This window comes from Leptospira venezuelensis (assembly GCF_002150035.1).
Lineage (GTDB): Bacteria > Spirochaetota > Leptospiria > Leptospirales > Leptospiraceae > Leptospira_B > Leptospira_B venezuelensis.
Genome location: NZ_NETS01000010.1, coordinates 550,137 through 562,211, shown reverse-complemented (window position 1 = coordinate 562,211; position 12,075 = coordinate 550,137). Strand labels below are relative to the sequence as shown.

17 protein-coding genes are annotated in these 12,075 nt (G+C 37.8%); 6 read left to right on the top strand and 11 right to left on the bottom strand.

Annotated features, from left to right (window positions below; translation table 11 throughout):
- Positions 1-21 precede the first annotated feature (21 nt).
- The 4 genes from B1C82_RS09810 to B1C82_RS09795 form a co-directional block, all read right to left on the bottom strand.
- Positions 22-414 (bottom strand): hypothetical protein, encoded by a 393-nt coding sequence (locus B1C82_RS09810; protein ID WP_086447411.1) that lies wholly within the window; start codon positions 412-414, stop codon positions 22-24.
- Positions 411-587: an LIMLP_16695 family PerRB-regulated protein gene (locus tag B1C82_RS20675; RefSeq protein ID WP_086448547.1), complete on the bottom strand. Its 177-nt coding sequence runs from the start codon at positions 585-587 to the stop codon at positions 411-413. The genes B1C82_RS09810 and B1C82_RS20675 overlap by 4 nt, the downstream gene beginning before the upstream one ends.
- Positions 588-827: 240 nt before the next feature.
- Positions 828-1,469, bottom strand: a complete 642-nt coding sequence (locus tag B1C82_RS09800; protein WP_411550324.1) for an NUDIX hydrolase — start codon at positions 1,467-1,469, stop codon at positions 828-830.
- A complete protein-coding gene (locus B1C82_RS09795) occupies positions 1,465-2,634 on the bottom strand; it encodes a ribonuclease D (RefSeq protein WP_086447409.1) in 1,170 nt (389 codons plus the stop codon). Before B1C82_RS09795 ends, B1C82_RS09800 begins: the two co-directional genes overlap by 5 nt.
- A 40-nt stretch (positions 2,635-2,674) precedes the next feature.
- Between B1C82_RS09795 and purF the strand changes: the two genes are divergently transcribed.
- Positions 2,675-4,141 (top strand): amidophosphoribosyltransferase, encoded by a 1,467-nt coding sequence (gene purF, locus B1C82_RS09790; RefSeq protein ID WP_086447408.1) that lies wholly within the window; start codon positions 2,675-2,677, stop codon positions 4,139-4,141.
- 31 nt (positions 4,142-4,172) lie between these two features.
- Here purF and B1C82_RS09785 read toward each other — a convergent pair whose 3' ends face one another.
- Complete coding sequence (locus B1C82_RS09785; RefSeq protein ID WP_086447407.1) at positions 4,173-5,177, bottom strand: hypothetical protein; 1,005 nt, start codon at positions 5,175-5,177, stop codon at positions 4,173-4,175.
- Complete coding sequence (locus B1C82_RS09780; protein ID WP_086447406.1) at positions 5,161-5,634, bottom strand: LIC13259/LIC11441 family protein; 474 nt, start codon at positions 5,632-5,634, stop codon at positions 5,161-5,163. The genes B1C82_RS09785 and B1C82_RS09780 overlap by 17 nt, the downstream gene beginning before the upstream one ends.
- Positions 5,635-5,796: 162 nt before the next feature.
- On the opposite strand from B1C82_RS09780, the gene B1C82_RS09775 reads away from it, so the two are divergent.
- The 5 genes from B1C82_RS09775 to B1C82_RS09755 are packed head-to-tail and all read left to right on the top strand — an operon-like array spanning position 5,797 to position 8,540.
- Positions 5,797-6,117, top strand: coding sequence for a (2Fe-2S) ferredoxin domain-containing protein (locus B1C82_RS09775; protein WP_086447405.1), 321 nt, complete (start codon positions 5,797-5,799; stop codon positions 6,115-6,117).
- Between the two features lie 12 nt (positions 6,118-6,129).
- Positions 6,130-7,161, top strand: coding sequence for a zinc-binding dehydrogenase (locus B1C82_RS09770; protein ID WP_086447404.1), 1,032 nt, complete (start codon positions 6,130-6,132; stop codon positions 7,159-7,161).
- Complete coding sequence (locus tag B1C82_RS09765) at positions 7,161-7,730, top strand: LEA/WHy family protein (RefSeq protein ID WP_086447403.1); 570 nt, start codon at positions 7,161-7,163, stop codon at positions 7,728-7,730. The genes B1C82_RS09770 and B1C82_RS09765 overlap by 1 nt, the downstream gene beginning before the upstream one ends.
- Complete coding sequence (locus tag B1C82_RS09760) at positions 7,720-8,049, top strand: LIC13255 family lipoprotein (protein WP_086447402.1); 330 nt, start codon at positions 7,720-7,722, stop codon at positions 8,047-8,049. The genes B1C82_RS09765 and B1C82_RS09760 overlap by 11 nt, the downstream gene beginning before the upstream one ends.
- Positions 8,049-8,540 carry a hypothetical protein gene (locus tag B1C82_RS09755; RefSeq protein WP_086447401.1) on the top strand — a complete coding sequence of 164 codons (492 nt, stop codon included), beginning with the start codon at positions 8,049-8,051 and terminating at the stop codon, positions 8,538-8,540. The genes B1C82_RS09760 and B1C82_RS09755 overlap by 1 nt, the downstream gene beginning before the upstream one ends.
- A gap of 141 nt (positions 8,541-8,681) precedes the next feature.
- Here the strand turns inward: B1C82_RS09755 and B1C82_RS09750 are convergent, their stop codons facing one another.
- The 5 genes from B1C82_RS09750 to B1C82_RS09730 are packed head-to-tail and all read right to left on the bottom strand — an operon-like array spanning position 8,682 to position 11,954.
- Positions 8,682-9,062, bottom strand: coding sequence for a hypothetical protein (locus B1C82_RS09750; RefSeq protein WP_086447400.1), 381 nt, complete (start codon positions 9,060-9,062; stop codon positions 8,682-8,684).
- 3 nt (positions 9,063-9,065) lie between these two features.
- Positions 9,066-9,392 carry a hypothetical protein gene (locus B1C82_RS09745; RefSeq protein ID WP_086447399.1) on the bottom strand — a complete coding sequence of 109 codons (327 nt, stop codon included), beginning with the start codon at positions 9,390-9,392 and terminating at the stop codon, positions 9,066-9,068.
- Between the two features lie 11 nt (positions 9,393-9,403).
- The gene (locus B1C82_RS09740; protein ID WP_086447398.1) at positions 9,404-10,138 is read right to left on the bottom strand and encodes a matrixin family metalloprotease; all 735 of its coding nucleotides are present in this window, start codon (positions 10,136-10,138) and stop codon (positions 9,404-9,406) included.
- Positions 10,135-11,214, bottom strand: coding sequence for a hypothetical protein (locus tag B1C82_RS09735; RefSeq protein WP_086447397.1), 1,080 nt, complete (start codon positions 11,212-11,214; stop codon positions 10,135-10,137). The genes B1C82_RS09740 and B1C82_RS09735 overlap by 4 nt, the downstream gene beginning before the upstream one ends.
- Positions 11,215-11,255: 41 nt before the next feature.
- Positions 11,256-11,954: a hypothetical protein gene (locus tag B1C82_RS09730; protein ID WP_157894121.1), complete on the bottom strand. Its 699-nt coding sequence runs from the start codon at positions 11,952-11,954 to the stop codon at positions 11,256-11,258.
- Between the last annotated feature and the right edge of the window lie 121 nt (positions 11,955-12,075).

Sequence of the window (12,075 nt, the reverse complement as noted above, 5' to 3'; positions counted from 1 at the left end):
TCGGATTTCAGAAGGTCCGATTCATTTCCTAGGAGACCATTTATAATAACAGAGAAGACCAAGACCAGTCCCGAGAGGGATTAATCCTCCGAGCATCGCTAAAGATTTTCCTAATACTAAAATGAAAGTAACGGATAAAGCAATACCAACGAAGGTAAGTATCAGTCCTAAGAAGAAGGAATAAAGGCGCAGGTCGAATTTTTCTTTTTGATAAAGTCCTGCTTTAATGATCGCCATTCTCTGACGATACCACCAAAAGAATAGGAAGAATAATAATAACCATCCGAAGATGATCCCTACGATCGGAATACTATACAGGATAGCTTTGTATTCTCCACCAGGCTGACCTGCTTGGATGGCGATCCTGATTTGTTCTAGACTACGAAAGAGGGCTTCCTTTTCTTCCGGAGTCATCTGCTAAGAACCGCCACCTTTAATGAAGAAGTTTCACCTTTCTTAAAGTACGGGATTTTTTGTTCAATGCCAGGTCTGCCGGCGAGAGACTCATACCAGTCTTCCTCTTTCCAGCTTTCTTTTAAATAACTAGTGCGAATGTCTGAATTAAACAGATCCTTAATTTTGCTCATTGGAATGCTCCTATGTAAAATGCCTTTCGAAGTTCGAATACGAACTTTAAAACTCCCGGAAAAGGGTTTTAAATTATGTCGTATATAATTTCGGTCCACTTTTGGAATCCCTGAAGTGGAAAACCTCGTAGGACTACATTTTTTAGAGACGTAAGGGTTAGAAGAAAAATTGGGAGATGAGACAAAAAAATAGAAAGAAAGAGAAATCAAAAACCTGGGACCTTTAGGTTTATGCGGAAACTATTCTGACTTTTTCACGTCCAAGAAGGGCGCAGAACTTAGGTTAGGAGTTCTTAAAATGGGAGAACGATCAAAGCCTGCATGTTCTCTTAAGAAGTCCACAATGATCCTTGCAGTGGCTCCCCATAAAAGCCCTTCCTCAATATCAAAGTAAAATACTTCTAATAAAGGTGAGTCAGGTTTCCTTCTTCCCTTGATACTGTAAAAAGGAGCCTCCCAAAGTCTGTCTAGCTCCAGTATGATGATTCGTTCTACTTCTTCCGGATTGAATTCAAATCTAAAGTCTCCGGAGTATCGAGCTAAGAATGGAGTGATGTGAAATCCAGTATGAGTAAGTTGCCCTCTATAATTTCCAATCACGGATAATTCTTTGTCGGGGGCTCCCATCTCTTCTTCCCATTCTCTAAGAGCGGTAACTAAAAGATCCTTATCTTCTGGATCTTTCACTCCACCTGGAAAAGAGATCTGTCCTGGATGAGAAGCAAGGTTTGGATTTCTTTTTTGAAGAAGAAATCCATCTTGTCCGTTCTTTTGGAACACAGGCATAACTACGGAAGAATGTGCTACATCTTCCGGTAAATTTGGTTCTCCTTCTGGCAGAAGGGGAAGTTCCTTTTTTAGTTTATCTAATTCTAATCTAATCAAATTTCTTTTTGATCGGGATCAAACCGGACAAGGTGGTCTCGTAAGGTTTAGATTGCATTGCTGCTATAATTGAAGGTCCGTAATTTTCTACCTTCCAATTTGAAAAGATTCCTAGCTCTTTTAACTCTTCGATAGATTTAGGATTTCTTTTTGCAATCTCCGCGATATTCTTATTAGACGGCATTAAGTTATGACCCATCCGGCGAATGGACATGATTGTTTCTCTCCATTGCCTTAATCTTTTAAATCTGTCTGCTTCTTCCCCAGCCAAATCTTCAGTAGATCGTTTAAATAGATCATTTTTTTGGATAGGAGGTCCGCTCGGGTTCTTATAAACTTGATATAAATTTTCGGCATCTTTTTTGCCTATGATGTCTACGAGTTTATTCAACTCTCCACGAGACTTAACTAATTCCAAAACTTTGTCATTATTCCAGACTCTGAATGGTGCCTTGTTCAACTTCTTTGCTTTTTCGTCTCGGAAGCCTAGGGTATCGTGAAGTGCCCTTCTTTCGTCAGAACCCAATTCTAGAACATTTGGAAATTTTTCCAAATTGATGGAAAATCCTTCGAAAGGTTCAGGCTCTTCCTCTGCAATTTTTGCGAACTCAGAAACCGCTTCGTCTAACAATCTACGTTTTCCGAGTTCCTCACTCATTTTAGTCCAAATGGATTCCAGATACACTGTATCGAGTGCAGCATATTGGAGCTGACTTTTTTCTAGAGGGCGCTTTTCCCAGTTGGATTTTTGCTCCTTCTTCGAAAGTTTGACCTTGTGGTAATGTTCCACAAGATACAACAAAGAGTTCTGTTCTAAGTCTAATAAACGAGAGCTGAACATTGTATCTGCGATGTTGATAAACTTGAATCCGAAGTCTCTTTTCAGAGCTTTGATATCGTCCGAAGCGGAATGAAATATTTTTAAAATGTTAGGATTCTCGAATAGAGGACCTAATCCTGTGAGATCGTCCAAACGAATAGGGTCAAAGATATAATTTTTACCCTTAGAGGATATTTGGATGAGACAAACTTTGGAATAGTAGGTGTAATAACCGCTGGATTCCGTATCAATAGAGAGGCAATCGGATTGAGAGAGAGTAATCAATGCCAACTGTAAGCTTCGGACGTTGTCTACGACAATATAATCGGATTGTATTTGCATCTAAAAGGCGACCTGGGAGACTAGCGTCGGAAGGGGGACCATGAGTTCGATTCCCAATACGTCCAGTCTACGGACCCTAGTCCGAGATGACAAACCAAAAGAAGAATGTGCGATCTTTGGGATTTTTAATTCTCCCGAAGCGGCCAATTTCACTTACCTCGGCTTGTATTCAATGCAGCATAGAGGCCAAGAATCGAGCGGGATCGTTTCCTCCGATGGAGAACATCTCTACCGCTATGCCGGTATGGGACTCGTAGCCAATATTTTTACCGAGGGCAAGATCCGGGAGCTAACCGGAAACGCTGCCATTGGGCATAATCGTTATTCTACCACTGGTGCGAGCTTCTTAAGGAACGCTCAACCTCTCAGAGTTGAGTCCCATTTAGGGCCGATCGCTCTGGCTCATAATGGAAACCTGGTAAATTCCTGGGAAGTTCGTTCCCAATTGGAAAAAGAAGGTTCCATTTTCCAAACTACAATCGATTCAGAAGTAATCGTCCACTTGATGGCTCGTTCCGGAGAGACAGATCTACTTTCTGCACTTTCTTCTGCCCTGAAAAAAGTGAGAGGGGCATATTCCCTTGTAGTTCTTACTAAAAACCAATTGATCGCAGTTCGTGACCCGAACGGTTTCCGTCCTTTGGTTATGGGAAGAAGGGACGACGGATCCATCGTATTCGCATCCGAAACCTGCGCATTCGATATCACCGATACTACCTACGAAAGAGATGTGGAGCCAGGTGAGATGATCGTTGTGGATAGAACTGGAACCCGCTCCTTCTATCCTTTCCCTCCCGCAAAACCTGCTCTTTGTATTTTCGAATACATTTATTTCGCAAGACCTGATTCCAATATTTTTGGTGAGTCTGTTTACAAAGTCCGTAAGGCTCTTGGAAACCAACTTGCTCAAGAACTTCCTGTAGAAGCGGATGTTGTGATCCCAGTTCCTGACTCTGCAAACATCGCAGCACTTGGATATTCAGAAGCTTCCGGAATTCCTTTCCAATCAGGATTGATCCGTTCTCATTATGTTGGTAGAACTTTCATCGAACCGGACCAAAAGATCCGGGATTTCGGTGCTAAGATCAAATACAATGTAGTAAAGAATGTAGTGGATGGAAAACGTGTTGTGATCGTGGACGATTCCATTATGAGAGGAACCACTAGCCGTAAGATCATCAAAATGATCCGAAACGCTGGTGCTACCGAGATCCATCTAAGAGTTTCCGCTCCTCCTACTGTTTCTCCTTGTTATTACGGGATAGACATTCCCACCCATAAAGAATTGATCGCTGCTACTCATACGATCGAAGAAATCAGAAAGTATTTGAGAGTGGATTCCATTGCATATCTTTCAGTGGATTCTATGCACAAAGCGGTGAATGATCATAGGGGCGGTGGTTTCTGTAACGCTTGTTTTACCTCGGATTATCCTGTGGAATTCCAAAGCGATATGGGAAATCAAAAGAGTTTATTCAAAGAATACGAGGTAGAAGAAAGGGTCTAAAAGTTTTCGTATGATCGATATCTTTTAGATCTTATTTTACTCTAAAAACCTGAGGCCTTTTTCCGAAGGTGATAAAGTCGGACTCTTCTCCTTTGATATAAGCGGACAATAGGCTTTTTTCGGAAAAGCCTATATGGTTCTGTTCTTCTAACATTCCTAAAATTTCTAAGGCCGCATCCTTATCTAGAGTATTCAGGTAATTTAATACTTCTTGGTGAGAGTTCTTTTTGTGGGCTTCTTCTATAATTTTGAGAACTTCTTCTCTTGCTCTTAATAGAGATTCTTTTCTTTCTACAAGCCCTTCCATTGTTGAAAGTATGATATTGATCTCAGGATCTTCAGAAAATAATTCAAGAAGATGAGGATAGATCCCTGGGAATCGGATCGGGAATTCGTATAAGGAATCTTCTAACCCTCTATAGAGTTCCGCTTCTTCTTCTTTATTTAATCCTAAGGATTCTCCCAACATAAGAAGAGTTTCGATTGGCATGAGTCCCAAAAATCTGGCTGCGAATATATTATCTTTCTTAGTTCTAAGGCAGAATAATATAAATTTGGATATCCTTTCCGGGGGAAGCCCATTCCAAAATTGTGCAGCCTTGGAATCCAAGAAATTAGTTTCAGTTCCAAAGACCTTCTTCTCTTTTTTAAGTTTTTGGAATATTTTAAAGTCTTCTTTTACGATCCTATAGAGTAATGAATCGTCCATCTCCAGGATTGTAGACATGACTTGGTCTGGAGAAGAGATGGAAAGAAAGTATCTGACTAGATCGAATCCTATTTCGGATCTGGTGGAAAAGGTTTCTAAAATATCTGCGGGAGCTTGTTGGAATGCCGTGGCTCCGACTGAGAAGGAGCTGACTCCTTCTAAAAATTTTTCTAATTTTTCGAAGGCAAAACAAGCCTGTTCACCGGAATCATTCCAATTCGATTCCCTGTAAAAATCCCTACAATTTCCGGGACAGGGTTTGGATTCGGAGACTCCAGCTAGACAGGTTCTTTCTTGTTGTCTTTCGTTTTCAGGGAATAAGATCACCACAATCACGCATATCCGGAGCGTATGGATTCAGGATTTTCATGCCAGAAAAAACCCATGTCTTTTTGACCATCGGACAATAGAAACGGTTTCTTCCAGACTGTAGTCCACGCACCTTCATTGTACTCGCTAAAACTTCGCTAAACTTAGAATAGGCCTCAAAGGATATTCTCACATCCGAAGATTTTGCCCCTTCCAGAACATTTTTCATTTCTAGTGCTGAAGATTCCAAGCCACCTTTTGCTTCTCCCAAAGAATTTAAGGAAGAAATTAATCCAGTTACATCCGGAGAAACACTCTCCGTTGTTAAGAGAAATTGAATTACCTTATCGTTTTCCGACAAAACTTTTTCGAAAAGAGGTTTTTCTGTCTCTAATACAGGCTTCTCTTCCTTTTTGCATAAGGAAAGAGAAAGTAATAATGAGGATAATAAAATTAGTATTACGGATCGTTTCATCCTATTCTCCAAATATGAGTAAATACTCTGGAATGAGCCTCTTAGGCCATAAAAAAATCTTTTTTAGGTTCTGGCAACCGTTAGAGCTTCAAACTAATCTCTGAAAAAATGGGTTCAAAGCTTTTGCCTATATTGGAATATAGGAGGAAAGGCAAGGCTCTAATGTATTTTGATAAGCATGTTTTTGTCTGCGAGAATGTCAGAGCAGAAGGAGAAAGACCTTCTTGCGGCCCCAAAGGCTCTCCTCAATTGCTCGCTTATATGAAAAAGAGAGTACAAGAACTTGGGCTAAAAGGTAAGATCCGTATCCAAAAATCAGGATGTCTAGATCGATGTGAGCTGGGTCCAGTGCAGGTTTCATATCCGGAAGGTCTTTGGTTTTCTATCAAAACACAGGAAGATGCAGAAGTATTTTTACAAAATCATATACTAGAAAATAAACCGGAAACAATCCGGCATCTGACGTTAAAGGACGAAGAGTGAGAGGGTAATCAAATGGCGAAAAAATTCGAAATACCAAAGTCGTATCTTGCATACGAATTGAAAGAATACAGTAACGAACCGGGAAGAGCTAAGATCGTAGAAAAAGAACTTAAACCTCTTAAGAAGGGAGAAGTTTTGCTTAAAGTCCATTCTGGCTCTATCAATCCATCAGATTTAATGTTCATGAGAGGACTTTACGGAATTAAGAAAAAACTTCCTGTCGTTCCTGGTTTTGAAGGAAGCGGTGTAGTAATTGCAAGCGGCGGAGGCTGGAGAGCAAATTCTCTCGTAGGCAAACCGGTTGCATGTGTCGCTCCGAACAAAGGTGATGGGCCGTATGCAGAATACATGATTACTGACGCGTATTCTTGTTTTACTTTAGGAAAAGATGTAAGCTTAGAACAAGGTGCTTGTTTGTTCGTGAACCCTATCACTGCTTGGGCCTTGTTAGATCAAGTTACCCGAGAAAAGCATAAAGCATATGTTCAAACTGCTGCAGCTTCCGCGTTAGGAAGAATGTTATTAAGACTTGCTAATAAAAAAGGGATTCCTGGCATCCAAGTGGTAAGAAGAAAGGAACAAGTTGATCTTCTTAAATCTATGGGCGCTGAACATGTATTGGATTCCAGTTCTCCTAATTTTGACAGGGAGCTCAGAGTTCTTTCCAATAAACTGAATGCTACCATTTTATTGGATGCAGTTGCAGGAGAACTTCCAGGAAGAGCGTTAGCCGCTATGCCGTATGGAAGTAAATGTGTAGTCTACGGTGCGCTTTCGGAAGAGCCTATTTCATTTCATGCGGGGCTTGGTATTTTTCAGGACAAAAAGATAGAAGGTTATTGGCTTTCTTCTTGGATGCCGCAGCAAAACCCTCTTAAGATTTGGCGAATCACTTCTGAGATCCGTTCCCTTTTAGGAAAGAAAGAATTCCAAACAGAGATAGCTGCTAAGTTCCCACTTAAAGAGGCAGACAAAGCGATCCAAGAATATACGAATAATATGACCAGAGGAAAGGTTCTCATTTCCAATGGTTGGGAGCTTTGATGCGGATCCTTTCTGAAAACGGTAGAATGTTCCGACCTTGGATTTTAGTTCTAGGAGTTAGTTTAGTCTTCAGCTCCTGTTTATTAGATCTAAGGGAGAATGTCAAAAAGCTGCAGGCTTGCAAGTTTAGGATTTTGGAAACCAAAACAGAAAAGGTAGAAATTCTACCTTTTCCTCCTGCCCCTAAGATCGTGATGCTATCTAAATTGGAAATAGAGAATCCGAACGATTCTTCTGTTAAAATTTATAAATTCGATCTTGGTGTAATTACTGCTGGCAACGATGGTAAAGATACAGAATTAGCTCGTGTGATCTCGGACGAAGAAACAGAAGTTCCCGCTTTTTCCAAAACTGTAGTCCAGCTCAGGATAGAAACAAGCTTTGAAAAGAGGGAAAATCAGGATAAACTATTACTTGGAATTTTAGTAGTCACGAACTTGGTCGCAGGAAAAGATCCGAATTTGAGAATGAAAGGAAGTGTGAGATACAAAACCTCTTTAGGAGAAGTTGATCTTCCTTTGGATGAAAAAATACGATTATTACCTAAGAAGCCGGAGCATGAAATTTAACTCTTTAAGTTTTAAAACTGCCAGTAAAAATCTAATTCTTCTTATAATCTTAACTCTCGGTTTGTCGAATTGCTCCAATGTGGACGACGATTTTTATACTTTTGGAGAAGCAGGTACTAAGATCATAGTAGCTTACGCTGCAAAGGACGCAGAATGCGGATCAAACAGACAGATCACTTCTTTAGTTCCGGGAAAACAAAGGAAGAAGGATGTAGATAACTGTGTCGCCTCTGTTGCATTCGAAAAATGTAGCTTTTGGACCCAAGCGGGGGATCCTGTTCCTTTTGCATGCAAGGCTATCGAGTATAGATTGAAGTGATGGGATGGATAGCCAGACATTTTGATTATCTGATTTTTGCTGCGCTGGCTTTGTCCGGCCTTTCCTATCTTTATATACTTCTTACCAGAAACAGAAGGCAAGATTCCAAATCGGTAGTTCAGTATAATATTCCTTCGGACGAACCTGTGAGTTTTGATCCGAATGAAAAACCTAAAAAGAAAGAACCTAAAGTAAATGTTCTAGAAGTTTTTGATTATAACGGGATCAAGATCATGCATGAGAACGGTATGTACACTGTGAACCATGCAGGAGAGATCCAAGTCTATGGATCTTGGCAAGAACTACCTTCTAGATACCAGGCCATGGTAAAGGAGATGGACAAATCTTCTATTGGTCAAAAGAAGAAGGGAAATTATTATATGGAAGTTCTAAATGGAACTTACTACGTTATTTTTCCGGATGGCAAAAAACATAAATATCCTAAGTTTGAGGACATTCCGGAAAAGATCAGGAAGGCATTGGGTTATTGAGTTTCTTCTCTTTTTCTTTCTTTCAAAAAATCCTTTTCTAATTTTCCAAACTTATTAAAACAGAGTAGTTGGAAAGACATCCAGCAACAAACTTCAGAGTCTCATTTGCCGCGTTGAAAGCAAGGACAATGAAATATCAAATTATAAGCCTAAATATTTAAGCTGAATATCTTCCATTTTGAATGGCTTTATCTTTGGTATAAAGAAATTCGAACCGAAATCGCAGGGGAGAAATAAAATGGAATTATATAGGTAATCTACATCTTCTTTTCTATAATAATTTGAATTATTACATGATCCATTGCAAATCAAATTATTTGTGAAATCTGTAAAATTCAAAACATCAGCTATATCTGATTTATTTAAACAAGCAGTAAAACGAAAAATTGATGCATTAGAAATATTTTCAACAGCTTCAGATCTAGAAAGAAGGTTATTTTGAAGCTGAGCTTCAAGATCGACAATTACACATCTATTTAGAGAAAAAAATAAAATAATTATTAAATTGGTTTTGTTAAGCATGAACTAATTTGAGTAACTACCTAAAACTGATAAACAATTTGCCTTTGCTCCGATATTATCCCAAATAAATGGAAGATAATATACAGTATAACTAATATCATTTTTAGCTATATAACACGAAGACAGCGGTGTTTGAGAAATGCAATTTCCATTTGAAAGTACAAAGCCACCAGTTTCACAGATATTTTTTACAAAATTTATTCCATTGGTATTCTTTGGTTCTATGCAGATTCCTTTATATGGAATTGTGCAAACTTGCCCAATGGGTTGAGAAAAATGCTCAGTACTGTAAAGAAATAGAAGTATCAAAAATAATCTAAAATTTTTCATAATTTAACTCCTTACCTGCAAATTCCGGCTAAGTAACAAATGATAAATAAACAAACTACATCATTTCCTTCTAATCCAAAAATAGAGCAAAATTGATCAACTGCTTCTTCCGGAGATAATGGTGGCGGTCTATAACCATAAATCGACCGAATACCATTTATATCGTCAGATGCCGGTTTCGTAACGGATATATTTACAGTTGGGTACATAATAGCGGAATAATCAGCAGAATGGTTTAACCCAGTTGCGTGACCCAATTCGTGTGTAACAGTTGCTTTGAAATAGTTTTGATCATTATACATATTGTAATTTACACTTCCGTCAAAATATAGACCAAAAATAAATATTGGCGCACTTGTTAACAACCAGCCCGATCTTTGGGGTAATGTTACACCAATAGTTGAAGAAGGTAAAAATCGTAATATATTTAACGTAGTGTCGAACCTTAGGGGTACATTAGGGGGGTCACCAGCACCACCAAATGGATCTAAAGAAGCGGGGGTTACATAAACGAAATTTGATTTCCCATTCCAGGCTGCTACTGATTGTTCTACGATGGAATTATAATTAGATCCCAAATTGTTTTTGAATGAATTATCATAGCCATATGTAGCTTGATAGATTGCAAAATTCGGATTAATAGGACCAATCGGAGAACCCCACCGCGCACCCATTACTTGATATGAAATAATCGCGATTGGAAATATTAATAAGGTTAATAAAAATAAGATTTTCTTATAACTCATAATTCCACCTTTCCAAAGTTACCTTGGACAGAAATTATATCTGATATAGATTTTTTTAAAAAGAGAATTGATTGGTCGCCTGTACTATAAAATGCAGCATTCTCGGTCTTCATTATATTTTCCCCTATACTCCCTCCTAAACCTTTTACATTTAGGATATTATTTTGTGAGCAATTTAGATCAAATCTCGATTTTAAACAATTGATTGGTTTTACTTGGGCTATTGTAAAAACTAAGGAAACACCCATATAATCTTCTATGTAACTTTGTGTTGAATCTATTTTAGCAGTTAAGATTAAGTCAGATTCCGAAATAATTTCATCATATCGTTCTTTTGGTAAAACACTCAATTTACTTTCAATTTCGGAGGATAAAGAGGAATAATTAATGAGGGTAAAAATAGGAGAGTGAAAGTATTCCCCAGAAATTAATTCATAAAGCTTAAATAAATGATTTTTATTACTTAATATACTAATCGTCCTTCCTCCCTCCGCAACGAAAGGTCCCTTAATTTCCAAATAAGACTCATTTAATGAATTTGGAATATTGATGATTATTTCTGAACCATCTTCTGCTATTCCTTTAGCTTTTTTAATACTAAAAATGATCTTTGAGTATTCACCTTTAGGAAAAATTGGATATTTAATAGCACTCCCAAACTTTCCGTTGAGCAGATCGCTAAGTTTCACTTTTAAATTATTTTCATAATTTTGGTTAAATTTTATTGTCTGATCGAGGTAAAGTTTATAAGAACTAATTTCATATTCAATATCAGCTAATGGTATCTCTGGTTCTGAAACGAAATCGTTAACAATCTTAGATCCGTTCGCGATTGAAACATTCTTTCCGATTAATATGCCTGTTACCTTACTTTTGTCTCCTATTCGAATATCTGCATAAGGAGAATAGATGCTTGCATTTACATAATTATTCCCAACGGAAGAAAGACCCTCGTCGTCAAATATCCAATCACGCTTTTTTTGTAATTTGTTTATATATATAAGAAGATCATTAGATATATTCGATTGGGAATAAAGTTTCGACTTAAAACCGAGTTCTACGCTATCGCTAACCAAAATTATACATAATTTTTCACAAATTAAGGAAGAGTATTGATTTAAAGCAATAGAGTTGAAAGAATAAACGCCCCCTTAAGTATTACTGTAAATTTCGACTTAACTTTAATTTTACCGTATTTCCCCTCCGGTAATTCAAAGCCATTTGTCGGTATAAGAAATTCTTTTGTAGAAGAGCTTTGATCAAAAACGAATGGAGGTAACTTAGGCAACGATTGAATACTATTTGTGAAATTTGTAATAGTCGTATTTGGAAGTCTGATTAGATCATTTGCAAAAATATTACCCAGGGTTTTTGAATAAGGAAATAAAAACACCTTATCACCTTTAACTTCAAAACCTGAATTTTGTATTGTTTTGGTAAAAAGAGTTATACTACTTAGTTTTTTCAAACAACCATTCTTTCCGAATAATCCTCTGCATGATCCCAAAGAATATAGGTTACTATTAATTTCCCCATGCTCACCAATAATAATATTCTTTAATGCTATTATTCCATTGGATTTATCTTTCAACTCGGAAGGAGGATTTTCTACAGCCGGAGTAGTTTCGGATTCCCTTATCGTTGTATAATTTTGTAATTTTGTCTGAACGTGTTTCGAGTAGAACCCTTGATCTTTAATTTCCTCTTCTTCCTTTAGCTGAGTTTCAGAAGAGTTTTGGGAAATTTGAGAAACTAAATAGCTGAATAAATTTGATGACTTTTCTGATTGCCCGCAGTTAGCAAAAAGTACTATCAAAAAAAATAGGATGGGAATTCTTAAACACATTCGGCACATAAAGCACACATGACTTTATTTTTCAATCCTTACTTTTCTGGAATAGGTTTGATATGACATAATGCAAAAAGAAATTATTTCT